Raw genomic sequence first — 25,939 nt, 5'->3', positions numbered from 1 at the left:
AGTGGGCAAATCATGGCGACACTGGATGAAGTGGCCCGTCGCGCCGGCGTGACGGCCGCGACGGTCTCGAACGTGCTGCGCAACCGCGGCCGGGTCGGCGAAGCCACCCGCGCGCGGGTGCTCGAAGCGGTGCAGGCGCTCGGCTACCGGCCGCATCTGGCCGCGCGGGCGCTGGCTGAAGGGCGCGCGCCGACGGTCGCGCTGATGGTGTCGAGCATCGCGAACCCGTTCTATCCGGAGTTCGCGCTCGCGGTCGAGCGCGCGGTGCGGCGCAACGGGCAATTCCTGATCGTCTGCAATACGAACGAAGATCCGTTGCAGGGGCGCGCGTATCTCGACCAGATCGCCGGCACGATTTCCGAGGGGATTCTCGTGACCAACGCGAACCTGCACCTGCCGGATCTGGTCGACGTCGCGCGGCGCGGCGTGCCGGTCGTGCTGTGTCTGTGGGAGCGGCCCGATGCGCCGCCCGAAGGCTTGCCGTGCGTCGCGGTGGATTTTCGCGAGGCGGGGCGGATTGCGACGCGGCATCTGGTCGAGCTCGGGCACAAGTCCATTGGTGTGATCGTCGGCGGCTCGGCGAGCGGTGTGCAGGCGGCGCGCTACGACGGCTTCGTCGATGTGATGCGCGAAGCGGGGCTCGACGCGTCGATCGTCGCGGCCGAGCCCGATTCGATCGAAGGCGGCGTGCGTGCGGCCGGGCGGCTGCTCGACGCTCATCCCGGGCTGACCGCGCTGGTCGCGACCAACGACCTGCCCGCGATCGGCGCGCTGCATGCGGCCGCCGATCGCGGCCGGCGTGTGCCCGACGATCTGTCGATCGTCGGCATCACCGATATTCATCTGGCGAGCGATACGCGTCCTACGTTGACGACCGTCGCGATTCCGACCGCCGAGGCCGCGGGGCTCGCGGTCGAACTGCTCAACGCGTTGCGCGAGGCGGGCGGTCAGGTCGACGATGCATCGCGCGTGCGGACGGCGTCGGTGCCGCGGCTGGTGGTGCGAGGGACGACGGGGGCGGTGCGCGATGGCTTAGCGGGAGAAGGCGGCCACGCGGGGCGCGTCGCGTAGTGTCATGCTTGCCGAAGCCGAAGCCGACGGGCTAAGCCTGAGTAGAGGCCGGCCGCGGGCCGGTAGATGGAATCACACGAGTGGCTCGATCACGCCCCAAGGCGCAGATCGTCCTCGACGAGCCGCATCACGATGCGTCGGGCCGAATCGAGGTGCGCGACCGTCATCGCGCGGGCGCCACGTGCATTGCGTTCGCGGCACGCTTGCAGGATTTCCTCATGCTCGACCTGGAATGACGGCGTATCCGCGAGCAACGTCGCCTGCAGTCGCTCGTAGCGCTCGACCTGGCTGCGCAGCTCCGCGATCGCTTTCAACTGCCGCTCGTTGCCGCAGCATGAATACAGCAGCGCATGGAATTCGCGGTTCAGCTCGCCTTGCCGGCGCGGCACGTTCGATTCGCCGAGCAGCCTGTGCACGAGTTCGGCGCGCGCGAGTGTTTCGTCATCGAGCCGCTTCACGCTGCGGTAGATCGCGTCGCCTTCGAGCAGCGCGCGCATGTCGTAGATCTCCTGCACGTCGGATGCGCTCAGCATCCGCACGACCGCGCCGCGATTCCTGAAGATATCCAGCAATCCTTCGCGTTCGAGGCGCTGGATCGCCTCGCGCATCGGAATCCGGCTGATGCCGAAGCGTTCGGCGAGGTCGCGCTCGACGAGCCGCTCGCCTGCCTGCAACTCGCCGTTGATGATCATCTCCCGCAACGATGCAGCCACCGCGTCCGCCGTCGAATCGAGTCTGGCTTCCATGTTCCCGTGCTCCTCATTTTGGAATAATGGTATACCAAATGACATTCCGGTGCCACAATGACGGCCTCACGTTCCGATATCGAAGGAGAGCGAGATGGCGCATGGCGAACACAAGTACCGCGTGGCAGTGGAGTGGACCGGCAACCGGGGAACCGGCACTTCGGGGTATCGCGAATACGGCCGCGATTACGTGATCCGCGCGGGTTCGAAGCCGGACATTCCGGGCTCGTCGGACGCGGCGTTCCGCGGCGACGCGGCGCGCTGGAATCCGGAAGACTTGCTGCTCGCGTCGGCCTCGGCGTGTCACAAGCTCTGGTATCTGCATCTGTGTTCCGATGCGGGCATCCGCGTGCTGGCGTATGTGGATGACGCGGAAGGGACGATGCTCGACAGCCCCGGGCCGGGGCGCTTCACCGAAATCGTGCTGCATCCGCGCGTGACGATCCAGGCGGGCGACGATCGTGCGCTCGCCGAGCGGCTGCATCATGACGCGCATGCGAAGTGCTATGTGGCGAACTCCGTGAACTTCCCGATCCGGTGCGAGCCGGTGATCGAGGTCGCGGAAGCGTGATGCATGCCGTGAAACGGGCGGGGTTCGCTGCGTACCGGGCGTAACCGAAACGCGGGACGCGAGCGCACGCGTGTCTTTCGACAGGCGAGCAGGCTCGACGAAACCGGGCCGCGTCGCGTTACAACACGACCCCGTACACCTCCCGCGCCGCCGCCCGAATCGCATCGGCCATCACCTCGACAGCCGGCGAAGGCAGCCGGTCCGTGCGTGTGATGATCCCGAAATCGTCCATCCGGCAATCCATCTCCAGCGGCAGCACCGTGACGATCCCGTGGCGCGCGTAGTACAGCGCGACGTCCTCCGCGAGCACCGCGATCATGTCGCTCTGCTCGATCAGCTGCGTGATGAACAGCAGCGCCGCCGTCTCGACCACGTTCGCGGGCGGCGCCAGGCTCGCGCGCTGGAACACGAGTTCGAAACGATGACGCAGCACGCTGCCGGCCGGCGGCATGACCCACGCGGCGCGCTGCACGTCGGCGAGCGACAGCGGCGCCTGCGCGAGCAGCGGATGGCCCGGCCGCACGACCGCGGCGACCGGCTCGCCGGTCAGCGGCTCGTAGCGCAGGTGCAGCTTGTCGTGTTCGGCGGACAGCCGGCCGAGCACGATGTCGAGCTTGTCCTGCGCGAGGTGTTCGAGCAGCGCGTTGCTCGTGTCGATCGTCACCGACACGCGCACGTTCGCATGCGTTCCCTTGACGGCCGCGACGGCCGGCGGCACGAGCCGCAGCCCCGGCGACGTGATCGCGCCCACCGCCACGTGCCCGAGATGGCCGGCCTTCAGCGCGGCCAGCTCCTCGCGCGCCTGGTCGAGGCTGCCGAGCGCCGCGCGCGCGTGGCGGATCAGCGCGTCGCCGTACAGCGTCGGCCGCATCCCGCGCGGCAGCCGCTCGAACAACACCGCGCCGATCGATTCCTCGAGCTCGCGCAGCAGCTTCGACGCGGCCGGCTGCGTCATGCTCAGCGCGGCCGCCGCGCGGTGGATGCTGCCTTCGTCGGCGAGCGCGACGACCAGCAGGAGCTGGCGCGTCTTCAGGCGGCTGCGGTTTCCCCACGGGCTGGCTTCGGGCATCGTACGGGTTTATATCGATATCGGAATCGATATCTTAATCGCCTAAAACGTCATTAGCCAGTTATCAAAATTCTGCCTAGACTGCGCCGGTATCCCGTCACCACAGGACTGACGATGTCGGCAACGAAACCCAGGCTGCGCTCCACCCAATGGTTCGGCACCAACGACAAGAACGGCTTCATGTACCGGAGCTGGATGAAGAACCAGGGCATCCCCGATCACGAGTTCGACGGCCGGCCGATCATCGGCATCTGCAACACGTGGTCCGAACTGACGCCGTGCAACGCGCACTTCCGCAAGCTCGCGGAGCACGTGAAGCGCGGGATCTCCGAGGCGGGCGGGTTCCCGGTCGAGTTCCCGGTGTTCTCGAACGGCGAATCGAACCTGCGGCCGTCGGCGATGCTCACGCGCAACCTGGCGTCGATGGACGTCGAGGAAGCGATCCGCGGCAACCCGATCGACGCGGTCGTGCTGCTCGCCGGTTGCGACAAGACGACCCCCGCGCTGCTGATGGGCGCGGCGAGCTGCGACGTGCCGGCGATCGTCGTGTCGGGCGGGCCGATGCTGAACGGCAAGCTCGAAGGCAAGAACATCGGCTCGGGCACGGCCGTGTGGCAGCTGCATGAAGCGCTGAAGGCAGGCGAGATCGACCTGCACCACTTCCTGTCTGCCGAGGCCGGCATGTCGCGCTCGGCCGGCACCTGCAACACGATGGGCACCGCGTCGACGATGGCGTGCATGGCCGAGGCGCTCGGCGTCGCGCTGCCGCACAACGCAGCGATTCCGGCGGTCGATTCGCGCCGCTATGTGCTCGCGCACATGTCGGGCATCCGCATCGTCGAGATGGCGCTCGAAGGGCTCGTGCTGTCGAAGGTCCTGACGCGTGCCGCATTCGAGAACGCGATCCGCGCGAACGCGGCGATCGGCGGCTCGACCAACGCGGTGATCCACCTGAAGGCGATCGCGGGCCGCATCGGCGTGCCGCTCGAACTCGAGGACTGGATGCGCATCGGCCGCGACACGCCGACGATCGTCGACCTGATGCCGTCGGGGCGCTTCCTGATGGAGGAGTTCTATTACGCGGGCGGGCTGCCGGCCGTGCTGCGCCGGCTCGGCGAAGGCGGGCTGCTGCCGCACCCGGACGCGCTGACGGTCAACGGCAAGTCGCTGTGGGACAACGTGCGCGAAGCGCCGAACTACGACGACGAGGTGATCCGCCCGCTCGACCGGCCGCTGATCGCCGACGGCGGAATCTGCATCCTGCGCGGCAATCTCGCGCCGCGCGGCGCGGTGCTGAAGCCGTCGGCGGCGAGCCCCGAGCTGCTGAAGCATCGCGGCCGCGCGGTGGTGTTCGAGAATCTCGATCACTACAAGGCGACGATCAACGACGAAGCGCTCGACGTCGACGCGAGCTCGGTGCTGGTGCTGAAGAACTGCGGGCCGCGCGGTTATCCGGGGATGGCCGAGGTCGGCAACATGGGGCTACCGCCGAAGCTGCTGCGCCAGGGCGTGAAGGACATGGTGCGGATCTCGGATGCGCGGATGAGCGGCACCGCGTACGGCACGGTCGTGCTGCACGTCGCGCCGGAAGCGGCCGCGGGTGGCCCGCTGGCCGCCGTGCGCAACGGCGACTGGATCGAGCTCGACTGCGAGGCCGGCACGCTGCATCTGGACATTTCGGATGACGAACTGCAGCGGCGCCTGTCGGACGTCGATCCGACAGCGGCGCCGGGCGTGGCCGGGCAGCTCGGCAAGGGCGGCTATGCGCGGCTGTATATCGATCACGTGCTGCAGGCGGACGAGGGGTGCGACCTCGACTTCCTGGTCGGCACGCGCGGCGCGGACGTGCCGAGCCATTCGCATTGAGCGGCGCATAGCCGTGCAGGGACGCGGACCGCGGCGGGGCCTGAGGGAAACGAGTGACGCGCCGGCCGTGGTCGAGCGCGAAGCATGGGGGGCACGCACGCACTAAAGCGCTAATGCGGGCCGACCGCAAAGCATGGGGCGTACGCAAGCGCTAAAGCGCCAACGTAGGCCGACCGCAAAGCATGGGGCGTACGTAAGCGCTAAAGCGCCAACGTACGCCGACCGCGCAGCATGGGGCCCCCGTAAGCGCTAAAGCGCTAACGGTGGCCGACCGCGAAGCATGGGGCGTACGTAAGCGCTAAAGCGCCAACGTACGCCGACAGGAGACAAGATGACGACGCAGTACCCCCCCGCGCACGCCGTGGCGGACCGGTCCGATTCGCCGGCAGCCGTCGACGAACGGCAACTGACCCGCCTGCTCACGCGCAAGCTCGTGCCGTTCCTCGCGCTGATTTACGTGGTCGCCTACGTCGACCGTACCGTCGTCGGCTTCGCGAAGCTGCACATGAACGCGGCGATCGGCCTCGGCGATGCCGCATACGGACTCGGCGCCGGACTGTTCTTCATCGGCTACTTCCTGTGCGAGGTGCCGAGCAACCTCGCGCTCGGACGCTTCGGCGCGCGCGTCTGGTTCGCACGCATCCTCGCGACGTGGGGCGTGATCACGATGGCGATGGCGCTGGTACAGGGGCCGGCCAGCTTCTACGTGCTGCGCTTCCTGCTCGGCGCGGCGGAAGCCGGTCTCTATCCCGGCATCCTGTACTTCCTCACGCAATGGTTCCCGATGCGCGACCGTGCCCGCGTGATCGGCCTGCTCGTCCTTGCGCAGCCGCTTGCCGGCATCGTGACGGGCCCGCTCGCCGGTTGGCTGCTGTCGACGCACGGGCTGTTCGGCCTGTCGGACTGGCAGACGCTGTTCGTCGTCAGCGGCCTCCCGGCCGTGCTGCTCGCGTGGCCCACGCTGCGGCTGCTGCCCGAATCGCCCGCGCATGCGCGCTGGCTGAACGACGACGAGCGCCGCTGGATCGCGCGGCAGCTCGCCGCCGATCGCGACACGTATCGCCCCGATTCGCACGGCAATCCGCTCGCCGCATTGCGCGACCGCCGCGTACTGCTGCTCGCCGCGCTGTTCCTGCCGTTTCCGCTGTGCATCTACGGGCTGTCGCTGTGGCTGCCGACGATCATCCACGCGTTCGGCACCGGCGATGCGGCGACGGGGATGCTGTCCGCGGTGCCGTACCTGTTCGCGGTGGTCGGCCTGCTCGTCGTGCCGCGTCATTCGGATCGCAAGCGCGAGCGTTACTGGCACATCGTCGTCGTGTCGGCGGCCGCCGCCGTGACGATGGGCGCGAGCGCGTGGGTGCGCGAACCGGCGCTGCAGTTCCTGTTCATCTGCCTGACCGCGTTCTCGCTGTATTCGATCCAGGCCGTCGTATGGGCGCTGCCCGGCGAATTCCTCGCCGGCACGAGCGCGGCGGTCGGCATCGCCGCGATCAATTCGCTCGCGAATCTCGGCGGCTACCTGGGGCCGTACGGCATCGGCCTGATCAAGGCGTCGACCGGCAGCCTCGCGGCCGGCCTGTACTTCCTCGCGGCGACGTTGCTGTTCGCGGTGCTGATGACGTTCGTGGTGCGCGCCGCGCTGCGCGCGCCCGAGCCGGCCGCGGGCACATTCGCCGGCGAATCCTGAACCCCGTGTTTTCCGGCTGAACGCCGCTTCGACCGACGCAGGACCGAACCATGACATCGAGCAGCACGCCGCGCTATCGCGGCATCTTCCCCGTCGTCCCGACGACGTTTTCCGAGACCGGCGAGCTCGACCTCGCAAGCCAGAAGCGCGCGGTCGACTTCATGATCGACGCGGGCTCGGACGGGCTGTGCATCCTCGCGAACTTCTCCGAGCAGTTCGCGGTCACCGACGACGAACGCGACGTGCTCACGCGCACGATCCTCGAACACGTCGCCGGCCGCGTGCCGGTGATCGTCACGACGTCGCACTACGGCACGCAGGTGTGCGCGGCGCGCAGCCTGCGCGCGCAGCAACTCGGCGCGGCGATGGTGATGGCGATGCCGCCGTATCACGGCGCGACGTTCCGCGTGCCCGAAGCGCAGATCTTCGAGTTCTTCGCGCGCGTGTCGGACGCGATCGACATCCCGATCATGATCCAGGATGCGCCCGCGAGCGGCACCGCGCTGTCCGCGCCGTTCCTCGCGCGCATGGCGCGCGAGATCGAGCAGGTCGCGTACTTCAAGATCGAGACGCCGGGTGCGGCGAACAAGCTGCGCGAGCTGATCCGGCTCGGCGGCGACGCGATCGAAGGGCCGTGGGACGGCGAGGAGGCGATCACGCTGCTCGCCGACCTGCATGCCGGCGCGACCGGTGCGATGACCGGCGGCGGCTTTCCGGACGGCATCCGGCCGATCCTCGAAGCATTCCGCGAAGGGCGGCACGACGAGGCGTTCGCGCGCTATCAGACGTGGCTGCCGCTGATCAATCACGAGAACCGCCAGTCCGGGATCCTCACCGCGAAGGCGCTGATGCGCGCCGGCGGTGTGATCGCGTGCGAGCGGCCACGGCACCCGATGCCGGAACTGCACCCGGACACGCGCGCGGAGCTGCTCGCGATCGCGCGCCGGCTCGATCCGCTCGTGCTGCGCTGGGCGCACTGAGCAAGTGGCGAAGGAGAAACGCAGATGAGCGACGTGATTTCACTGGGCGTGATCGGGATCGGCAAGATCGCGCGCGACCAGCATTTGCCGGCGATCGCCGCCGAACCGGGTTTCGTGCTGACCGCGTGCGCGAGCCGTCATGCGGAAGTCGACGGCGTGCGCAACTACCAGGACCTGGGCGCGCTGCTGGCCGCCGAGCCCGAGCTCGACGCCGTGTCGCTGTGCGCGCCGCCGCAGGTGCGCTACGCGCAGGCACGTGCCGCGCTCGAGGCCGGCAAGCACGTGATGCTCGAGAAGCCGCCGGGCGCGACGCTCGGCGAAGTGGCCGCGCTGGACGCGCTCGCGCGCGAACGCGGCCTCACGCTGTTCGCGACCTGGCATTCGCGCTGCGCGAGCGCGGTGGAACCGGCGCGCGCGTGGCTCGCGACGCGCACGATCCGCGCGGTGCAGGTGCGCTGGAAGGAGGACGTGCGGCGCTGGCATCCGGGCCAGCAGTGGATCTGGGAGCCCGGCGGCCTCGGCGTGTTCGATCCCGGCATCAACGCGCTGTCGATCGTCACGCGGATCCTGCCGCGCGAGCTCGTGCTGCGCGAGGCGACGCTCTACGTGCCGAGCGACGCGCAGATGCCGATCGCGGCCGACCTCGAGTGCGCCGATACGCACGGCGTGCCCGTGCGCGCGGAATTCGACTGGCGGCACGGCCCCGTCGAGCAATGGGAGATCGCGGTCGACACGTCGGACGGCGTGCTCGCGATCAGCCGCGGCGGCGCGCAATTGTCGATTGCGGGCGAGCCGGTCGAGATCGGGCCGCAGCGCGAGTACCCCGCGCTGTATGCGCAGTTCCGCGCGCTGATCGCGCGCGGCGAAAGCGACGTCGACGTGCGGCCGTTGCGGCTCGTCGCCGACGCATTCCTGTTCGGCCGGCGCGTCGGGACCGACGCGTTCGGCCGCTGACACCGTGCCGCCGCGAGCGCGACCGCGCACGACGAAACGCGCACGACGCAAGTTGAAGACCCAAGCCAACAGACAAGGAGACACCGCATGAACCGCACGACCCACACGATCCGCCGCCACACGCTGCGCGCGCTGCTGGCCGCGCTTTGCCTCGCGCCGCTCGGGATGCAGGGCGCCGCGCACGCCGACGCGCCGCTGAAGATCGGCTTCCTGGTGAAGATGCCCGAGCAGGCATGGTTCATCAACGAGCAGAACGCGGCGTCCGCGCTCGGCCAGAAGGAGAACTTCTCGGTCGTGAAGATCGGCACGCCGGACGGCGAGAAGGTGCTCGCCGCGATCGACAATCTCGGCTCGCAAGGCGCGCAGGGCTTCGTGATCTGCGCACCCGACGTGCGCCTCGGGCCGGCGATCGCGTCGCGCGCGAAGCGCTACAACATGAAGTTCGTGACGGTCGACGACCAGCTCGTCGACTCGACCGGCAAGCCGCTGCCGAACGTGCCGCACCTCGGGATGTCGGCGACCAAGATCGGCAACCAGGTCGGCCAGGCGATCGCCGACGAGATGAAGCGGCGCGGCTGGAAGCCGGAGGAAGTCGGCGCGCTGCGCGTCACCAACTACGAGCTGCCGACCGCGAAGCTGCGCACCGACGGCGCGACGCAGGCGCTGCTCGCGAACGGCTTCCGCAAGGAAAACATCTTCGACGCGCCGCAGAAGACGACCGACGACGAAGGCGGCTTCAGCGCGGCGGCGCCCGTGCTCGCGCGCCATCCGAACATCAAGAAGTGGGTGGTCTACGCGCTGAACGAGGAAACCGTGCTCGGCGCGGTACGCGCGACCGAACAGCTGCACATCCCGGCCGCGGACGTGATCGGCGTCGGCATCAATGGCGCGGGCGAGGCGTTCGCCGAGTTCCAGAAGAAGGAGCCGACCGGCTTCTACGGAACGATCGCGGTCAGCTCGACGAATCACGGCAAGGACAGCACGCAGAACCTCGTCGACTGGATCCGCAACGGCAAGACGCCGCCGGCCGACACGCAGACGAGCGGCAAGCTGATGACGCGCGCGAACTGGCAGGCCGTGCGCGCCGAGCTCGGCATCTGAACGTGCGGGGCGACGACGCGATGACGATGCAGATGATGACGGCCAGTTCGCGCCACGACGACGTGGCCACGCCCGGCACCGCGCCGCCGCCGGCCGGCGGCGCGCTGCTCGCGCTCGACGGCATTACGGTGACGTTCCCGGGCGTGCGCGCGCTCGACGGCGTGTCGCTGTCGGTGCGCGCCGGCGAGGTGCACGGGCTGATGGGCGAGAACGGCGCGGGCAAGTCGACGCTGCTGAAGGTGCTGTCCGGCGTAAATCAGCCGCAGGCCGGCACGCTGACGCTGAACGGCGCGGTGCAGCGCTTCGCGTCGACGCGCGCCGCGCTCGAGGCCGGCATCGCGATCATCTACCAGGAGCTGCATCTGGTACCCGAGCTGACGGTCGCCGAGAACCTGATGCTCGGCCAGCTGCCGAGCCGGCTCGGCGTGGTCGACGAGCGCGCGCTTGCCGTGCGCGCGCTCGATGCGCTGGAGCGGCTCGGCGAGCACATCGACCCGGACATCCCGGTGAAGTATTTGTCGATCGGCCAGCGCCAGATGATCGAGATCGGCAAGGCGCTGATGCGCGACGCACGCGTGATCGCGTTCGACGAGCCGACGAGTTCGCTGTCCGCGCGCGAGACGACGCAGCTGTTCCGCATCATCCGTTCGCTGCGCGCCGAGGGCCGCGCGATCATCTACGTCACGCACCGGATGGAGGAAGTCGACGCGCTGTGCGATCGCGTGACGGTGTTCCGCGACGGCCGCCGGATCGAGACGTTCGAATCGGTCGCCGACCTTGATCGCGACCGGCTGATCGGCTGCATGGTCGGTCGCTCGATCGAGGACGTGTACGGCTACCGGCCGCGCACGGCCGGCGACGTGCTGATCGAGGCGAAGGGGCTCGTCGGGCCCGGCCTGTCCGAGCCGGTGTCGTTCGCCGCGCGGCGCGGCGAGATCGTCGGCTTCTTCGGGCTCGTCGGCGCGGGCCGCTCGGAGCTGATGAAGCTGCTGTACGGCGCGGCACGGCCCACGGGCGGGCATGTCGAGCTGGGCGGCAAGCGCGTGGCGTTCGCGAGCCCGCGGCACGCGGTGCGCGCCGGCATCGCGCTGTGCCCCGAGGACCGCAAGCAGGAAGGCATCGTCGCGATCGCGTCGGTGGCCGACAACCTGAACATCAGCGCGCGCCGACATTTCAGCCCGGCGCGCGTGCTGCTCGACGCGCGGCGCGAACGCGAGCTGGCGCAGCAATACATCGAGCGGCTCGCGATCAAGACCCGCGACGGCGAGACGCCGATCGGCGCGCTGTCGGGCGGCAACCAGCAGAAGGTCGTGCTCGCGCGCTGGCTGGCCGAGCGCATCGACGTGTTCCTGATGGACGAGCCGACGCGCGGCATCGACGTCGGCGCGCGCGCGGAAATCTACAACCTGTTCTACGAACTCGCGGAAGCGGGCCGCACGGTGATCATCGTGTCGAGCGATCTGGCCGAGGTGATCGGCGTGGCGGACCGCGTCATCGTGATGAAGGAAGGACGGATCGCGGGCGAGGTCGCGAAGGCGCAGGCGACACCCGACGCGCTGATCAAGCTCGCGCTGCCGCGCTAGCGGCCTGCAGTCAACCGGAAAGCAAACGTTATGAGCCAGGCAATGCAACCCCAACGCACTTCCCCGTCCCCCGATGCCGCAGCCGCGCCCGCGCGGGCGCGCGGCGGCGTGTGGCAACTGATCAACCGCTCCGGCATCGTGATGGTGTTTCTCGTGCTGTTCGCGACGCTGTCGCTGACCGTGCCGGACTTCCTCACGCCGCGCAACATCCAGGGCCTGCTCCTGTCGGTCACGCTGATCGGCTCGATCGCGGTGACGATGATGTTCGTGCTCGCGCTCGGCGAAGTCGACCTGTCGGTCGCGTCGATCGTCGCGTTCTCGGGCGTCGTCGCGTCGACGCTGATCACCGCGACGCACAGCGTCGTGCTCGGCATCGCCGCCGGCGTGCTCGCGGGCGGTGCGGTCGGGCTCGTGAACGGCGTGCTGATCGCGCGCTGGCGGATCAACTCTCTGATCGTCACGCTCGCGATGATGGAAGTCGTGCGCGGGCTCGCGTTCATCACGTCGAACGGCGACGCGGTGATGATCTCCGAGGAGCGCTTCTTCGATCTCGGCGGCGGCTCGTTCCTCGGCATCTCGTATCCGATCTGGAGCAACATCGTCGGCTTCGTCGTGTTCGGCTTCCTGTTGCGCAAGACCGTGTTCGGCAAGAACGTGCTGGCGGTCGGCGGCAACGGCGAGGCCGCGCTGCTCGCGGGGCTGCCGGTGATGCGCATCAAGATCGCGGTGTTCGTGCTGCAGGGCCTCGTGACCGGCTTCGCCGGCGTGATGCTCGCGTCGCGGATGAGCCTCGGCGACCCGAAGACGTCGGTCGGTCTCGAACTCGGCGTGATCTCCGCGTGCGTGCTCGGCGGCGTGTCGCTGACGGGCGGCGTCGCGACGATCTCCGGCGTGCTGGTCGGCGTGCTGATCATGGGCTCCGTGCAGGACGCGATGAGCCTCCTGAACGTGCCGACCTTTTACCAATATCTGATACGCGGCGGAATTCTGTTGCTCGCGGTGCTGTTCGACCAGTATCGTCGCAACCAGCGGCGCGCGATGAAGATCTGACCCTGACGAACGCGCGGCCGCCTGCGAATGCGAAAGACATCGGGAGACGGCATGCAACAGACTCATCCGGGCACGGCGGCGGCGCTGCTGGTCGACAGCCGCAACACGCTCGGCGAAGGCGCGACGTGGTGCGACGCGACGCACGCGCTGTACTGGACGGACATCGAAGGCGCGCGGCTGTGGCGCTGCCGCGCGGACGGCTCGGACCTCGCACAGTGGCCGATGCCCGAACGGCTCGCGTGCTTCGCGCTCACGCATGATCCCGACGTGCTGCTGGTCGGGCTTGCGACGCATCTCGCGTTCTTCGATCTGCGCAGCGGCGAATTCACGCGGATCGTCGACGTCGAATCCGACCTGCCGACGCGGCTGAACGACGGCCGCTGCGATCCGTTCGGCGCGTTCGTGTTCGGGATGAAGGACGAAGGCGGCGATCCGCCGCGCGCGGTCGGCGGCTTCTACCGGCTCAATCCGGACCTCACGCTCGAACGGCTTGCATTGCCGGCGGCCGCGATCGCGAACAGCATCGCGTTCTCGCCGGACGGCGCGAAGATGCATTTCTGCGATTCGATGGTGCGCGAGATTCTCGTCTGCGATTACCGCGCGGGCGGCGACGTGGCCAACGTGCGGCCGTTCGCGCGACTGACCGATGCAGACGGCGACCCGGACGGCTCGACGATGGATCGCGACGGCGGGCTGTGGAACGCGCAGTGGGGCGGCCGGCGGGTGGTGCGTTATGGGCCCGATGGCGTCGAGACGGATCGCGTGGCCGTGCCGACCGCGCAGCCCAGCTGCGTCGCAATCGACGGTGAAGGCCGCTTGTACGTGACGAGCGCGCGTGTCGGGTTGAGCGACGACGCGCTGGCGAGCGATGCCGATGCCGGCGGCGTGTTCGTCGCCCGGACGCGCTACGCGGGGTTGCCGACCGCGCGATTCGCGGGCAAGCCCGCGAACTGAGCGCGCCGGTGCGGGCGGCAGCGCGGTCGGTCGCGCCGCCGCGCGCTGCCGGCGCCGTCACGGCCGGACGGGTCACGACTGCTGCGCGGCCTGCAGCCCCAGCAACGCGACTGCGTTGTCTTTCAGAATCAGCGAATGCACGTCGGGCCGGAACCCGGCACCCTGAAAATCCTCGAGCCAGCGGTCCGGCCGGATCAGCGGAAAATCGGACGCGAACAGCACCTTGTGCCTGAGCAGCGTGCTCGCGTATTTCACCAGCTCCGGCGAGAAGTACTTCGGCGACCATCCCGACAGGTCGATGTAGACGTTCGGCTTGTGCAGCGCGATCGACAGCGCCTGCTCCTGCCACGGCCATGAAGGGTGCGCGATCACGATCTTCATGTCCGGGAAGTCGGCCGCGACGTCGTCGAGGTGAATCGGTTCGGAATACTTCAGACGCAGCCCGCCGCCGCCGCGCATCCCCGATCCCATCCCCGAATGCCCGCTGTGGAATACGGCCGGCAACCCGTATTCCGCGATCACCTCGTAGATCGGATATGCGAGCCTGTCGTTCGGGAAGCATCCCTGCATCGTCGGGTGGAACTTGAAGCCCTTCACGCCATGCTCGTCGATCAGGCGGCGCGCCTCGCGCGCGCCGAAGCGGCCCTTGTGCGGGTCGATGCTCGCGAACGCGATCATCACGTCGGCGTTGTCCTGCGCGAATTGCGCGATTTCCTCGTTCGGAATGCGCCGCCGGCCGATGTTCGTCTCGCAGTCGACGGTGAACATCACGAAGCCGATCCGGCGCTCGCGGTAATACGCGATCGTCTCCGGAATGGTCGGCCGACGGCCCTGCTTCAGCACGGTGCCGAAGTACTTGTCGGCCGCGTCGTCGAATGCCTTCGCGAACAGGTCCGGCGGCTGGCAGCACGACACTTCGGCGTGCACGTGCGTGTCGATGGCGATCAGGTTGTCGATATCCAAGCGTGTCTCCTCATGTCGTGATTCGTCGGCCGGCACGGCGCGAAATCGGCTGTCCGGGCCCGTTTAGGGGTTTGTCCGGAGCCGCTTCCATTCTACTTTACATATCAGGTTACCTGATAGTAAATTGGTCGCGAGTCGCACAGGGCGGCATCGTCATTGGAGAACGAAAATGGGTTACGAAGGGCGCTGGAAAACGGTGAAGGTCGAGGTCGAGGGCGGGATCGCATGGGTGACGCTGAACCGTCCGGACAAGCGCAACGCGATGAGCCCGACGCTGAACGCGGAGATGATCGACGTGCTGGAGGCGATCGAACTCGATGCCGAGGCGCAGGTGCTCGTGCTGACCGGCGAGGGCGACGCCTGGACGGCCGGGATGGACCTGAAGGAGTATTTCCGCGAAGTCGACGCGGGCCCGGAAATCCTGCAGGAAAAGATTCGCCGCGACGCGAGCCGCTGGCAGTGGCAATTGCTGCGCATGTATGCGAAGCCGACGATCGCGATGGTCAACGGCTGGTGCTTCGGCGGCGGCTTCTCGCCGCTCGTCGCGTGCGACCTCGCGATCGCGGCCGACGAAGCTGTGTTCGGCCTGTCGGAAATCAACTGGGGCATCCCGCCGGGCAACCTCGTCAGCAAGGCGATGGCCGACACCGTGGGACATCGCCAGGCGCTCTACTACATCATGACCGGCGACACCTTCACCGGCCCGCAGGCCGCGCAGATGGGGCTCGTCAACAAGAGCGTGCCGCGCGCGCAGCTGCGCGACGAGGTGCGCGCGCTGGCCGCGAAGCTGCTCGACAAGAACCCGGTCGTGATCCGTAACGCGAAGCACGGCTTCAAGCGTTGCCGCGAACTGACCTGGGAGCAGAACGAGGACTACCTGTACGCGAAGCTCGACCAGGCGAACTACCGCGATCCGGAAGGCGGGCGCGAGCAGGGCCTCAAGCAGTTCCTCGACGACAAGAGCATCAAGCCGGGCCTGCAGGCGTACAAGCGCTGACGCGCGCCGCCGCACGCAACCGGATCCGAGTGGAGACACGGAAATGCACGAAGTGAGTTTGTTGATCGACGGCGTGTCGCGCGGCGCGTCGGACGGCGGGACCTTCGACCGGATCGATCCGGCGACGGGACAGGTGGCGTCGCGCGCCGCCGCGGCGACGCTTGCCGACGCGGACGCAGCGGTCGCGGCAGCGGCGCGCGCATTCCCCGCGTGGGCCGCGCTCGCGCCGACCGAGCGCCGTCGGCGGCTGCTCGCGGCGGCCGACCGGATGGACGCGCGCGCGGGCGAATTCATCGAAACCGGCCGCGCGGAAACCGGTGCGATGGCGAACTGGTACGGCTTCAACGTGATGCTCGCGGCGAACATGCTGCGCGAGGCGGCCGCGATGACCACGCAGATCGACGGCGCGGTGATCCCGTCGGACGTGCCCGGCAGCCTCGCGATGGCCGTGCGCCAGCCGTGCGGTGTCGTGCTCGGGATCGCGCCGTGGAATGCGCCGGTGATTCTCGCGACCCGTGCGCTCGCGATGCCGCTCGCATGCGGCAACACGGTGGTGCTGAAGGCGTCCGAGGGTTGCCCGGGCGTGCACCGGCTGATCGGCAGCGTGCTGCACGACGCAGGGCTCGGCGACGGCGTGGTCAACGTGATCACGCATGCGCCGCAGAATGCGCCGGCGATCGTCGAGCGGCTGATCGCGAACCCGGCGGTGCGCCGCGTGAACTTCACCGGTTCGACACGCGTCGGCCGCATCGTCGCGACGCTCGCCGCGCAGCACCTGAAGCCGGCGCTGCTTGAACTCGGCGGCAAGGCGCCGGTGCTCGTGCTCGACGACGCCGATCTCGACGCGGCGGTCGAGGCAGTCGCATTCGGCGCGTTCTTCAACCAGGGGCAAATCTGCATGTCGACCGAGCGCGTGATCGTCGATCGCAAGGTCGCCGATGCGTTCGTCGAACGGCTCGTCGCGAAGGCACGCACGCTGAAGGCCGGCAACCCGGCCGCGCCGGGTGCCGTGCTGGGCACGCTCGAAAGCGCGGCCGCCGCGCAGCGGATCGCGGCGATGGTGGACGACGCGCGCGAGCACGGCGCCGCGCTGCCGCTCGGCTGTGAAGTCAGCGGCGCGGTGATGCAGCCGACGATCGTCGACGGTGTCACGCGCGACATGCAGCTGTATGCGGACGAATCGTTCGGGCCGGTGGTGACCGTGCAGCGCGTCGACGGCGACGCCGCCGCGCTCGCGGCCGCGAACGACAGCGAGTACGGGCTGTCGGCGGCGGTGTTCAGCCGCGATATCGCGCGCGCGATGCAGGTCGCGAAGCAGATCGAATCGGGCATCTGCCACATCAACGGGCCGACGGTGCACGACGAGGCGCAGATGCCGTTCGGCGGCGTGAAGGCAAGCGGCTACGGCCGGTTCGGCAGCAAGGCGTCGATCGCCGAGTTTACCGACCTGCGCTGGATCACGGTCCAGACCACGCCGCGTCACTACCCGATCTGAGCAGTCCCGGGCGCCGCGGCGCCCCAGTTAAGACAACGACACAATGAAGTCTCCGCCCGGCGCGCGCACGCGCGCGGGGCGGAACCGACCGGAGACAGAACTTGGATGCGGATCCGACCCAACTGCGCGACGCGGCTGCCGCACAGCGCGTTCCCGCCGGCTATCGCCCCGTGGCGATCGGCACGGCGCCGCCGGAGATCGTGCAACGTGACGGCTGCTGGACCTTGCGCGCGACGACCCCGCTCGGCGCGTACCCGCACCGGCTGACCGACCGGCTCGCGAGCGGCGCGCGCGCGCATCCGGACCGCTGGCTGGTCGCGCGGCGCGGGCCCGACGGTACGTGGATCGGCATCACGTATGCGCAGATGCTCGAGCGCGCCCGCGCGATCGGCCAGGCGCTGCTCGATCGCGGGCTGTCGGCCGAGCGGCCCGTCGCGATCCTGTCGGGCAACGACCTCGAACATCTGCAGCTCGCGTTCGGCGCGATGTGGGCCGGCATTCCGCATGCGCCGCTGTCGCCCGCGTATTCGCTCGTGTCGAGCGATTACGGCAAGCTGCGCCACGCGCTCGCCCTGCTCACGCCGGGGCTGGTCTTCGCGTCGGACGGCGCGGCGTTTCGTGCCGCGCTCGACGCGTCGGTGCCGCCTGATGTCGAGCGCGTGGTCGTGTCGGCACCCGACGGGATGGACGGCGTCACGCGTTTCTCGTCGCTGCTCGACACGACACCGGGCAGCGTCGATGCCGCGCACGATGCGATCACCGGCGACACGATTGCGAAATTCCTGTTCACGTCGGGATCGACACGGCTGCCCAAGGCGGTGCCGACCACGCACCGGATGCTGTGCAGCAACCAGCAGATGCTGCTCGAGACGTTTCCGCAGTTCGGTCTGGAGCCGCCGGTGCTGGTCGACTGGCTGCCGTGGAATCACACGTTCGGCGGCAGCCATAACGTCGGCATCGCGCTGTACAACGGCGGCACGCTGTACATCGACGACGGCAAGCCGGTCGCCGGCAAGTTCGGCGAGACGCTGCGCAACCTGCGCGAGATCGCGCCCACCGTGTATTTCAACGTGCCGAAGGGCTGGGAAGAGCTGACCGCGGCGCTCGAAACGGATGCCGCGCTGCGCGAAACCTTCTTCTCGCGCGTGAGGATGTATTTCTTCGCGGGCGCCGGACTGTCGCAGGCCGCGTGGGACCGGCTCGAGCGCGTGACGCTCGCGCACTGCGGCGAGCGCATCCGGATCATGGCGGGCCTCGGGATGACCGAGGCCGCGCCATCGTGCATGTTCACCACCGGGCCGGTGTCGGGGGCCGGCTACATCGGCCTGCCCGCGCCCGGCTGCGACGCGAAGCTGGTGCCGGTCGACGGCAAGCTCGAGGCGCGCTTTCGCGGGCCGAACGTGATGGCCGGTTATTGGCGCGCGAGCGGCGACGACGCGCGCGAGGTATTCGACGAGGAGGGCTACTACCGCAGCGGCGATGCAGTGCGTTTCGTCGATCCCGCGCGGCCGGAGATCGGCTTGATGTTCGACGGGCGCATCGCGGAGGATTTCAAGCTATCGTCCGGCACCTTCGTGAGCGTCGGGCCCATGCGCGCGCGGATCGTATCGAACGGCGCGCCGTACGTGCAGGACGCGGTCGTCACGGGGATGAACCGCGACGACGTCGGCGTGATGATCTTCCCGCGCGTCGACGATTGCCGTCGCCTGGCCGGCGTGGCACCGGATGCCGACGTGCGCACCGTCCTGGAGGCGCCCGCGGTGCGGGCGTTCTTCGCGGACCTGCTCGAGCGCCTGAACCGCGATGCGACCGGCAGCGCGACGTTCGTCACGCGGCTGTGCGTGCTCGATACGCCGCCTTCGCTCGATCTCGGCGAAGTCACCGACAAGGGCTCGATCAACCAGCGCGCGGTGCTCATGCACCGTGCGGCAGTGGTCGACGCGATGTACGAACCGGGCGCGGCCGACACGGGCGTGATCGTCGCCGGCACGGCGCGCCGGGCATGAGGTGCGCGCGATGAGCAACGCGTATTGCGCGCCATTGCGCGACATGCTGTTCGTGATCGGCGAATGGCTCGATGCGCCGGCGCTGTGGCGCCGCGTGCCCGACTGGGCGGAGCTCGACCTGTCGACTGCCGGGCAAGTGCTCGACGAAGCCGCCCGCTTCGTGGTCGAACGCATCGCGCCGCTCGATTCGACCGGCGATCTCGAGGGCTGCCGGTTCGACGGTGCCGGAGTGACGATGCCGGCGGGCTTTCGCGACGCGTACCGCGACTACGTCGACGCCGGCTGGCCGACGCTGGCGCTCGACGCCGATTGCGGCGGCCAGGGGCTGCCGCATCTGCTCGACGTCGCGCTGCAGGAGATGCTCGCGGGGGCGAACCACGCGTGGCTGATGTCGCCGGGGCTCACGCACGGCGCGGTGGCGTGCCTGCGCGCGCACGGCGGCGAGCGCCTGAAGCGCGACGTGCTGCCGAAGATCGCGAGCGGCGAGTGGCTGACGACGATGTGCATCACCGAGCCACAGGCGGGCAGCGATCTCGGCCTGCTGCGCACGCAGGCAGTGCCGGACCCGGCCGCCGACGGCTACCGAATCAGCGGCAGCAAGCTGTTCATCACCGGCGGCGAGCACGACCTGACCGACAATATCGTGCACCTCGTGCTCGCGCGGCTGCCCGATGCGCCGGCGGGAACGAAGGGGCTGTCGCTGTTCGTCGTGCCGAAGTGGCTCGACGCGCCGGGCGGCCGTGTGCGCAACGGCGTCTGGTGCGACGGCATCGAGAAGAAGATGGGGCTGAAGGCAAGCCCGACCTGCACGATGCGTTTCGACGCGGCCGCGGGCTGGCTCGTCGGCGAGCCGCATCGCGGGCTCGCATCGATGTTCGTGATGATGAACGCGGCGCGCCTGCAGGTCGCCATGCAGGGTGTCGGGCATGCGCAGAGCGCGTGGCAGGCCGCGTCGGCCTATGCGCGCGAACGCGTGCAGGGCAGGGCGGCGCCGATCGCGCAACATGCCGCGATCCGCCGCATCCTGCTCGATGCGCAGGCGATCGTCGAAGGCGAGCGCGCGATCGGCTACTGGATCGCGCACTGGCTCGACGTCGCCGCGCACGATCCGCAGCCGCCGGCACGGCTCGCGGCGTCGCGGCTGGCATCGTTGCTCACTCCGATTGCCAAGGCGTTCTTCACCGCGAACGGCTTCGCGGCCGCGTCGAACGCGCTGCAGGTATTCGGCGGCTACGGCTACGTTCACGAATACGGGATCGAACAGACGGTGCGCGATTGCCGCGTGTCGATGCTGTACGAAGGGACCAACGAGATCCAGGCGATCGATCTGCTGGTGCGCAAGGTGCTGGGGGATCGCGGCGAGGCGCTGCATGCGCTGCTCGAGTTGATTCGCGCGGAAGCCGCGCAGAGCGTCCAGGCGGCGGACGAGCGGGCGAGGGACGCCGGGGCGCGCGTCGCCACGCTGTGCGCGGAGCTCGAGCGCGTGACGGCCGGCGTGATCCGCGCGAGCGAGCACGATCCGGATCTGCCCTACCGGGTCGCGGACGACTATCTCGCGCTGGTCGGCTGGCTGCTGCTCGCGTTCGCGTGGGCGCGCACGCTGCGCATCGTCGGCGATGCGCCGGGAGACGATTCGTTCCGTGCGGGCAAGCGCGCGGTCGGCACCTACTTCTTCGACTATCCGCTCGCGGCATTCGCACACCGGCTCGCGCTGGTGGACGCGGGCTGCCGCGCGGCGTTGCCGGCTGCCGCGGCATAAGGTTCGTCCGAGCCGGGCGTGGACGGCCCGGGGCGGCTCGCGGCCGGCACGAGCCGCCGTGCGGGCCGATATACGGACCGCGTGAGGTAAGATGGCCCGCGATCCTCCTTCCGACACGTTCATGAGCTCGACACCCGTCAAACCGGCCGGCACGAAACGCACGGCCCGCGCCAGCGAAGCCAGGCCGCGCATGCGTTCGCAGCAGCGGCTTACCTACCTGATCGGCAATCTCGACCGGCTGCTGCGCCGCCAGATGAGCGATGCGCTCGCGCCGCTCGGTGTGACGCTCGCGCAGTACACGGCGCTGTCGGTGCTCGAGGCGCGCGGCGCGCTGTCCAATGCGCAACTCGCGGTGCGCTCGTTCATCACGCCGCAATCCGCGAACGAAGTGATGGTTGCGATGGCCGCCCGCGGCTTCGTGACGCGCGAGGCCGATCCCAGCCATGGCCGCGTGATCCTGCTGCGTCTGACCGACGAGGGCTCGGCAATCCTGCGCGAATGCGAGCAGGTGCTGCGGCCGCTCGAACGCCGGATGCTCGGCGACGACGTGAGCGCCGACGACGTCGCGCAGGTTCACCGCACGCTCGAACTGTTCGTGCGCAACCTGCGCGACTGAGCACGCCGCCGCGTCTTTCGTTCCGGTTCCGCCGGCCGCGCCGGGCCACGCCGCAGCGTGGCCCGGGTTGCGAACGGGTTGCGGGTTAACACCGCGCTCGCGACACTTGAAATATCAGGTTACCTGTTATTAAATCATCCCGTCCCTCGACGGGATTTTCTTTCGGGTTCTTAATCAGGTTACCTGATAAATTGACGAGACCCGATCACGATAAAGCAAGGACACCGCGCATGCGTTCCGCGTATGCCGCGCGAGTCACGGTTAGGAGACGACATGGACACTTCCGTTGCCGCAAGGCCGGCCGTCGCGACGACGCTCGGCCTGTGTTTCGCGATCGCATTGCTCGAGGGGCTCGACCTGCAGTCGGTCGGCGTCGCGGCACCGCGCATGGCCCACGAATTCGGGCTCTCGGTTTCACAGATGGGGCTCGCGTTCAGCGCGGGCACGTTCGGCCTGCTGCCGGGCGCGATGCTCGGCGGCTGGCTGGCCGACCGGGTTGGCCGCAAGCACGTGCTGATCGCGTCGGTCTGCCTGTTCGGGCTGCTGTCGATCGCGACCGCGCAGGTGTCGAGCTTCGCGATGCTGGTCGCCGTTCGTGCGCTGACCGGCCTCGGCCTTGGCGGCGCGATGCCGAACCTCATTGCATTGTCGTCGGAAGCGGTCGACGCACGCTCGCGCAGCAGCGCGGTGGCCGTGATGTACTGCGGGATTCCGTTCGGCGGCGTGATCGCGTCGCTGATCGGCGTGCTGCTCGCGGGCGACACCGAATGGCGGCACATTTTCTATGTCGGGGGTGTCGGCCCGCTGCTGCTCGCGCCGCTGCTGCTCGCACTGCTGCCCGAATCGCGTGCGTTCCTCGACGTCAGCGCATCGGGCGCGGCGCGCCCCAGCGTCGGACAGACGCTGTTCGGCGGCTCGCGCACCGGCACGACACTGGCGTTGTGGCTCAGCTACTTCTGCACGCTGATCGTGCTGTATTTCCTGCTGAACTGGCTGCCGTCGCTGATGGCCGCGAAGGGGCTCGCTCGCAGCCAGGCCGGTATCGTGCAGATCTTCTTCAACATCGGCAGCGGCCTCGGCGTGCTCGGCATCGGCATGTCGATGGACCGCTTGCGTCCATCGCGCGTGGTCGGTGGCATGTACGCGGGGATCGTGCTGTCGCTTGCCGCGCTGGCGATCGCACCTGGACTCCTGTGGCTGTCCGCCGCCGCGTTCGCGGCCGGGATGTTCGTCGTCGGCGGCCAGTCGGTGCTGTATGCGCTGGCCGCGATCTATTACCCGACCGCGATGCGCGGCACCGGCGTCGGCTCCGCCGTTGCCGTCGGCCGCCTCGGCTCGGTGGTCGGGCCGCTCGCCGCCGCCGAACTGCTCGCAATGGGCCGCAGCGCGTCGGTCGTGATCGGCGCGAGCATTCCCGTCACGCTCGTCGCCGCCGTCGCTGCGCTGGTGCTGATCCGGCGCCCGCAGGCGCACGACTGATTTCTTCCCATTTCAACCACGAGCGCCGGTAGAGCGCGATTACGACACAGGTCTGGAGACGAACACCATGAAGCACACCAAAGCCTTGCTGGCGGCCGGCGCATGCGCGCTCGCCGCGACCGGCGCGCACGCGCAGTCGAGCGTGACGCTGTACGGGATCATCGATACGGGAGTCGAGTTCGTGTCGCACGCGAACGCGGCCGGCGACCACGTCGTGCGCATGCCGGGCGTGACGGGCGAGCTGCCGTCGCGCTGGGGCCTGCGCGGCACCGAGGATCTCGGCGGCGGCTACCAGGCGGTATTCACGCTCGAAAGCGGCTTCAACGTGCGCGGCGGCGATCTCGGCCAGGGCGGCCGGCTGTTCGGGCGGCAGGCGTTCGTCGGGCTGAAGAGCGGCTTCGGCACGCTCGCGTTCGGCCGCCAGTACACGATGACCTATCTCGCGCTGCAGGGCGCGGACATCATCGGCCCCGACATCTACGGGCTCGGCTCGTTCGACGCATACGTGCCTAACGGCCGCGCCGACAACGCGGTGACCTACGTCGGCACCTATCGCGGCGTGACGCTCGGCGCCGCGTATTCGTTCGGCCGCGACGGCGCGGGCACCGGCAACTCGCCGGGGCAGGGCACCTGCGCGGGGCAGGTGCCGGGCGATGCCGTCCAGTGCCGCAACTGGTCGGTGATGCTCAAGTACGACAGCGCGTATTTCGGTGCGGCGGCGTCGTACGAGGAGCAGCGCGGCGGCACCGGCGCGGCCGCGAACTTCTTCGACGGCGTCGCGCCGGTCGCCTTTACCAGCAGCGGCGGCAAGGACGCGCGCACGCACGTGAGCGCGTATGCGCAGGCGGCGGGCGCGCGGATCGGCGCGGGCTGGATCGGGCGGCGCGTGTCGACCGGTTCGCCGGCCGCGCCGGGCGCGCATTCGGACCTGTTCTTCCTTGGCGCGTCGTATGCGGTGAAGCCCGATTTCGTCGTCGACGGCGAAGGCTACCGGATCGTCAACAGCGCGCACGACACGCGCGCGACGATGGCCACGCTGCGCGCGACCTATCTGCTGAGCAAGCGCACGGCCGTCTACGCACAGTCGTCGTATCTGTGGAACAGCGCGCATGCACGCTACGCGGTCAGCGGCGGCGGGCCCGGCACGACGCCCGGCGCAGGGATGGGGCAGCTCGGCGCGATGGTCGGCGTGCGGCACATGTTCTGATCCGGCAGCCAGACGAACGGGAGCTATCTTGAACAGGAAATCTGCATTCCTCTGTATTGCGCCGCTGTCCGCGGCGGCCATGCTCGCCGGCTGCGGCGGCGACGATTCGGTCAGCGCCACGCCGACGCACCTGAGCGCCGCGACGCCGGCCGCGATGGCGCAGACGTGCGACGCGCTCGCCGCGAAGCTCGCGTATGCGAACACGTCGTTCACGTCGGTGACGACCGCGCCCGCCGGCGCGCTGACGGTGGCCGGCAAGCCGATCGCCGAGCACTGCGTGATCGACGGGAAGATGAACGAGCGCGTGAGCGCGGTGGACGGCAAGACCTATGCGATCGGCTTCGAGATGCGCTTGCCGAAAGCGTGGAACGGCCGCTTCTTCTACCAGGCGAACGGCGGGCTCGACGGCAACGTCGTGACCGCGACCGGCGAAATCGGCGGCGGCGGCCCGCTGACCGACGCGCTGAACCAGGGCTTTGCGGTGATCAGCTCGGATTCCGGGCACAGCGCCGCGCAGAACCCGCTGTTCGGCCTCGATCCGCAGGCGCGCATCGATTACGGCTACGGCGCGGTCGACGCGCTCACGCCGATGGCGAAGCAGGTGATCCGGCTCGCATACGGGAAGACGCCCGACCGCAGCTATTTCGGTGGCTGCTCGAACGGCGGCCGGCACGCGATGGTCACGGCCGTGCGCAACGCGGGCGACTACGACGGGATCATCGCGGGCGATCCGGGCTTCCATCTGCCGAAGGCGGCGATCGGCGAGATGTACGGCGCGCAGCAGTTCGCGAAGATCGCATCGGCGACGGGCTCGAACGGGCTGCCCGACATCCGCAGCGGCTTCACCGATGCGGAGCGCCGGTTCGTCGGCGCGAAGATTCTCGACAAGTGCGATGCGCTCGATGGCGTGGCCGACGGGATGGTGCAGGACGTCGCCGCGTGCCAGGCGCATTTCAGCGTCGAGACGGACATCCCGACCTGCGCGAACGGCACGCGCACCGGCGCGTGCCTCACGACCGCGCAGAAGAGCGCGCTCGAGAACGTGTTCGCGGGCGCGCGCAACAGCGCGGGCACGGCGCTCTATGCGAGCTTTCCGTACGATCCGGGCATGGCCAGCGGCGGCTGGGCCGCGTGGAAGCAGTCGAATTCGGTCACGCTCGACCCGGCCGCGATGGCATTCACGTTCATGACGCCGCCGAAAACCGCCGCGACGCTCGCGAATCTCACCGGCTTCGCGCTCGGCTTCGACATGGACAACGACGCGCCGGCGATCTTCGCGACGAACGGCGTGTACACGCAATCGTCGTGGTCGTTCATGACGCCGCCTGACGAGACCAACCTGTCCGCGCTGAAATCGCGCGGCGCGAAGCTGCTCGTCTATCACGGCACCGGTGACCCGGTGTTCTCGTTCAACGACACGAGCGACTGGTACGGGCGGCTCGCGCAGGCGAACGGCGGCGACGCGTCGGGCTTCGCGCGCTTCTATCCGGTGCCGGGCATGAACCACTGCTCGGGCGGGCCAGCGGCCGACCAGTTCGACATGCTGACGCCGCTCGTCGCGTGGGTCGAGCAGGGGCAGGCGCCCGCGGCGATCGTCGCCACGGCGCGCGACACGACGAACGCGGTGCCGAACGCGGACGTGCCGACGTCGTGGGGCGCGGGACGCACGCGGCCGTTGTGCCCGTATCCGCAGGTCGCGCGCTACAACGGCTCGGGCGACGTGAATTCGGCGGCGAGCTTCAGTTGTCGATGATGTAGGGAAGGGGGATGTACCGACGCGCG

The 25,939-nt window shown here is 69.1% G+C and carries 21 protein-coding genes; 18 read left to right on the top strand and 3 right to left on the bottom strand.

All coding sequences use genetic code 11. The annotated features are described in order from the left end of the window. The first annotated feature begins 12 nt into the window (after positions 1 to 12). Positions 13 to 1,071 carry a LacI family DNA-binding transcriptional regulator gene (locus tag DID98_RS06730; RefSeq protein WP_124485995.1) on the top strand — a complete coding sequence of 353 codons (1,059 nt, stop codon included), beginning with the start codon at positions 13 to 15 and terminating at the stop codon, positions 1,069 to 1,071. An 89-nt stretch (positions 1,072 to 1,160) separates the two neighbouring features. Here DID98_RS06730 and DID98_RS06725 read toward each other — a convergent pair whose 3' ends face one another. After that, positions 1,161 to 1,817, bottom strand: a complete 657-nt coding sequence (locus DID98_RS06725) for a GntR family transcriptional regulator (protein WP_124485996.1) — start codon at positions 1,815 to 1,817, stop codon at positions 1,161 to 1,163. 94 nt (positions 1,818 to 1,911) lie between these two features. Between DID98_RS06725 and DID98_RS06720 the strand changes: the two genes are divergently transcribed. Beyond that, positions 1,912 to 2,388: an OsmC family protein gene (locus DID98_RS06720; RefSeq protein WP_124520151.1), complete on the top strand. Its 477-nt coding sequence runs from the start codon at positions 1,912 to 1,914 to the stop codon at positions 2,386 to 2,388. 118 nt (positions 2,389 to 2,506) lie between these two features. On the opposite strand, the gene DID98_RS06715 is transcribed toward DID98_RS06720, so the two are convergent. After that, a complete protein-coding gene (locus DID98_RS06715) occupies positions 2,507 to 3,457 on the bottom strand; it encodes a LysR substrate-binding domain-containing protein (protein WP_124485998.1) in 951 nt (316 codons plus the stop codon). A gap of 114 nt (positions 3,458 to 3,571) precedes the next feature. Here DID98_RS06715 and DID98_RS06710 point away from each other — a divergent pair, with 114 nt between their 5' ends. The 8 genes from DID98_RS06710 (at position 3,572) to DID98_RS06675 (ending at position 13,635) form a co-directional block, all read left to right on the top strand. Continuing rightward, positions 3,572 to 5,323 carry an IlvD/Edd family dehydratase gene (locus DID98_RS06710; RefSeq protein ID WP_124485999.1) on the top strand — a complete coding sequence of 584 codons (1,752 nt, stop codon included), beginning with the start codon at positions 3,572 to 3,574 and terminating at the stop codon, positions 5,321 to 5,323. 331 nt (positions 5,324 to 5,654) lie between these two features. After that, on the top strand, positions 5,655 to 7,013 hold the full coding sequence (locus DID98_RS06705; protein WP_124520148.1) for an MFS transporter: 1,359 nt from the start codon (positions 5,655 to 5,657) through the stop codon (positions 7,011 to 7,013). A 50-nt stretch (positions 7,014 to 7,063) separates the two neighbouring features. Next, on the top strand, positions 7,064 to 7,993 hold the full coding sequence (locus DID98_RS06700) for a dihydrodipicolinate synthase family protein (RefSeq protein WP_124486001.1): 930 nt from the start codon (positions 7,064 to 7,066) through the stop codon (positions 7,991 to 7,993). Positions 7,994 to 8,017: 24 nt separating this feature from the next. Next, positions 8,018 to 8,947, top strand: coding sequence for a Gfo/Idh/MocA family protein (locus DID98_RS06695; protein ID WP_124520146.1), 930 nt, complete (start codon positions 8,018 to 8,020; stop codon positions 8,945 to 8,947). An 87-nt stretch (positions 8,948 to 9,034) separates the two neighbouring features. Beyond that, complete coding sequence (locus DID98_RS06690) at positions 9,035 to 10,048, top strand: arabinose ABC transporter substrate-binding protein (protein WP_124486002.1); 1,014 nt, start codon at positions 9,035 to 9,037, stop codon at positions 10,046 to 10,048. Between the two features lie 20 nt (positions 10,049 to 10,068). Continuing rightward, on the top strand, positions 10,069 to 11,631 hold the full coding sequence (araG, locus tag DID98_RS06685) for an L-arabinose ABC transporter ATP-binding protein AraG (protein ID WP_124520203.1): 1,563 nt from the start codon (positions 10,069 to 10,071) through the stop codon (positions 11,629 to 11,631). A gap of 30 nt (positions 11,632 to 11,661) precedes the next feature. Continuing rightward, complete coding sequence (araH, locus tag DID98_RS06680; protein ID WP_044847378.1) at positions 11,662 to 12,681, top strand: L-arabinose ABC transporter permease AraH; 1,020 nt, start codon at positions 11,662 to 11,664, stop codon at positions 12,679 to 12,681. A 51-nt stretch (positions 12,682 to 12,732) separates the two neighbouring features. Continuing rightward, complete coding sequence (locus tag DID98_RS06675) at positions 12,733 to 13,635, top strand: SMP-30/gluconolactonase/LRE family protein (protein ID WP_124486004.1); 903 nt, start codon at positions 12,733 to 12,735, stop codon at positions 13,633 to 13,635. 72 nt (positions 13,636 to 13,707) lie between these two features. On the opposite strand, the gene DID98_RS06670 is transcribed toward DID98_RS06675, so the two are convergent. Then, a complete protein-coding gene (locus DID98_RS06670) occupies positions 13,708 to 14,598 on the bottom strand; it encodes an amidohydrolase family protein (protein ID WP_124486005.1) in 891 nt (296 codons plus the stop codon). A gap of 169 nt (positions 14,599 to 14,767) precedes the next feature. Here DID98_RS06670 and DID98_RS06665 point away from each other — a divergent pair, with 169 nt between their 5' ends. The 8 genes from DID98_RS06665 (at position 14,768) to DID98_RS06630 (ending at position 25,910) form a co-directional block, all read left to right on the top strand. Then, positions 14,768 to 15,595, top strand: coding sequence for a p-hydroxycinnamoyl CoA hydratase/lyase (locus DID98_RS06665; protein WP_021163522.1), 828 nt, complete (start codon positions 14,768 to 14,770; stop codon positions 15,593 to 15,595). 43 nt (positions 15,596 to 15,638) lie between these two features. Continuing rightward, entirely contained in the window at positions 15,639 to 17,090 is a 1,452-nt protein-coding gene (locus DID98_RS06660; RefSeq protein ID WP_124520144.1) for an aldehyde dehydrogenase, read from the top strand. 101 nt (positions 17,091 to 17,191) lie between these two features. After that, the gene (locus tag DID98_RS06655; RefSeq protein ID WP_124520142.1) at positions 17,192 to 19,096 is read left to right on the top strand and encodes a feruloyl-CoA synthase; all 1,905 of its coding nucleotides are present in this window, start codon (positions 17,192 to 17,194) and stop codon (positions 19,094 to 19,096) included. Between the two features lie 10 nt (positions 19,097 to 19,106). Next, a complete protein-coding gene (locus DID98_RS06650; protein ID WP_124520140.1) occupies positions 19,107 to 20,855 on the top strand; it encodes an acyl-CoA dehydrogenase in 1,749 nt (582 codons plus the stop codon). A gap of 121 nt (positions 20,856 to 20,976) precedes the next feature. Beyond that, positions 20,977 to 21,471: a MarR family winged helix-turn-helix transcriptional regulator gene (locus DID98_RS06645; protein WP_027790251.1), complete on the top strand. Its 495-nt coding sequence runs from the start codon at positions 20,977 to 20,979 to the stop codon at positions 21,469 to 21,471. A 273-nt stretch (positions 21,472 to 21,744) separates the two neighbouring features. Continuing rightward, positions 21,745 to 22,950, top strand: coding sequence for a 3-(3-hydroxy-phenyl)propionate transporter MhpT (gene mhpT / locus DID98_RS06640; RefSeq protein ID WP_124486009.1), 1,206 nt, complete (start codon positions 21,745 to 21,747; stop codon positions 22,948 to 22,950). A 67-nt stretch (positions 22,951 to 23,017) separates the two neighbouring features. Then, positions 23,018 to 24,157 (top strand): porin, encoded by a 1,140-nt coding sequence (locus tag DID98_RS06635; protein WP_124520138.1) that lies wholly within the window; start codon positions 23,018 to 23,020, stop codon positions 24,155 to 24,157. Between the two features lie 28 nt (positions 24,158 to 24,185). Further along, a complete protein-coding gene (locus tag DID98_RS06630) occupies positions 24,186 to 25,910 on the top strand; it encodes a tannase/feruloyl esterase family alpha/beta hydrolase (protein WP_124520136.1) in 1,725 nt (574 codons plus the stop codon). Positions 25,911 to 25,939: the final 29 nt, after the last annotated feature.

The organism is Burkholderia sp. Bp8984, from assembly GCF_003853755.1.
Classification (GTDB): Bacteria; Pseudomonadota; Gammaproteobacteria; order Burkholderiales; family Burkholderiaceae; genus Burkholderia.
Note: the sequence above shows the minus strand (reverse complement) of the source record. Positions and strands in the feature narration are given on the sequence as shown.

Coding starts and splice junctions, on each gene's coding strand:
- DID98_RS06730 (WP_124485995.1), top strand. CDS start 13: ATGGCGACACTGGATGAAGTGGCCCGTCGCGCCGGCGTGACGGCCGCG.
- DID98_RS06725 (WP_124485996.1), bottom strand. CDS start 1,817: ATGGAAGCCAGACTCGATTCGACGGCGGACGCGGTGGCTGCATCGTTG.
- DID98_RS06720 (WP_124520151.1), top strand. CDS start 1,912: ATGGCGCATGGCGAACACAAGTACCGCGTGGCAGTGGAGTGGACCGGC.
- DID98_RS06715 (WP_124485998.1), bottom strand. CDS start 3,457: ATGCCCGAAGCCAGCCCGTGGGGAAACCGCAGCCGCCTGAAGACGCGC.
- DID98_RS06710 (WP_124485999.1), top strand. CDS start 3,572: ATGTCGGCAACGAAACCCAGGCTGCGCTCCACCCAATGGTTCGGCACC.
- DID98_RS06705 (WP_124520148.1), top strand. CDS start 5,655: ATGACGACGCAGTACCCCCCCGCGCACGCCGTGGCGGACCGGTCCGAT.
- DID98_RS06700 (WP_124486001.1), top strand. CDS start 7,064: ATGACATCGAGCAGCACGCCGCGCTATCGCGGCATCTTCCCCGTCGTC.
- DID98_RS06695 (WP_124520146.1), top strand. CDS start 8,018: ATGAGCGACGTGATTTCACTGGGCGTGATCGGGATCGGCAAGATCGCG.
- DID98_RS06690 (WP_124486002.1), top strand. CDS start 9,035: ATGAACCGCACGACCCACACGATCCGCCGCCACACGCTGCGCGCGCTG.
- araG (WP_124520203.1), top strand. CDS start 10,069: ATGACGATGCAGATGATGACGGCCAGTTCGCGCCACGACGACGTGGCC.
- araH (WP_044847378.1), top strand. CDS start 11,662: ATGAGCCAGGCAATGCAACCCCAACGCACTTCCCCGTCCCCCGATGCC.
- DID98_RS06675 (WP_124486004.1), top strand. CDS start 12,733: ATGCAACAGACTCATCCGGGCACGGCGGCGGCGCTGCTGGTCGACAGC.
- DID98_RS06665 (WP_021163522.1), top strand. CDS start 14,768: ATGGGTTACGAAGGGCGCTGGAAAACGGTGAAGGTCGAGGTCGAGGGC.
- DID98_RS06660 (WP_124520144.1), top strand. CDS start 15,639: ATGCACGAAGTGAGTTTGTTGATCGACGGCGTGTCGCGCGGCGCGTCG.
- DID98_RS06650 (WP_124520140.1), top strand. CDS start 19,107: ATGAGCAACGCGTATTGCGCGCCATTGCGCGACATGCTGTTCGTGATC.
- DID98_RS06645 (WP_027790251.1), top strand. CDS start 20,977: ATGAGCTCGACACCCGTCAAACCGGCCGGCACGAAACGCACGGCCCGC.
- mhpT (WP_124486009.1), top strand. CDS start 21,745: ATGGACACTTCCGTTGCCGCAAGGCCGGCCGTCGCGACGACGCTCGGC.
- DID98_RS06635 (WP_124520138.1), top strand. CDS start 23,018: ATGAAGCACACCAAAGCCTTGCTGGCGGCCGGCGCATGCGCGCTCGCC.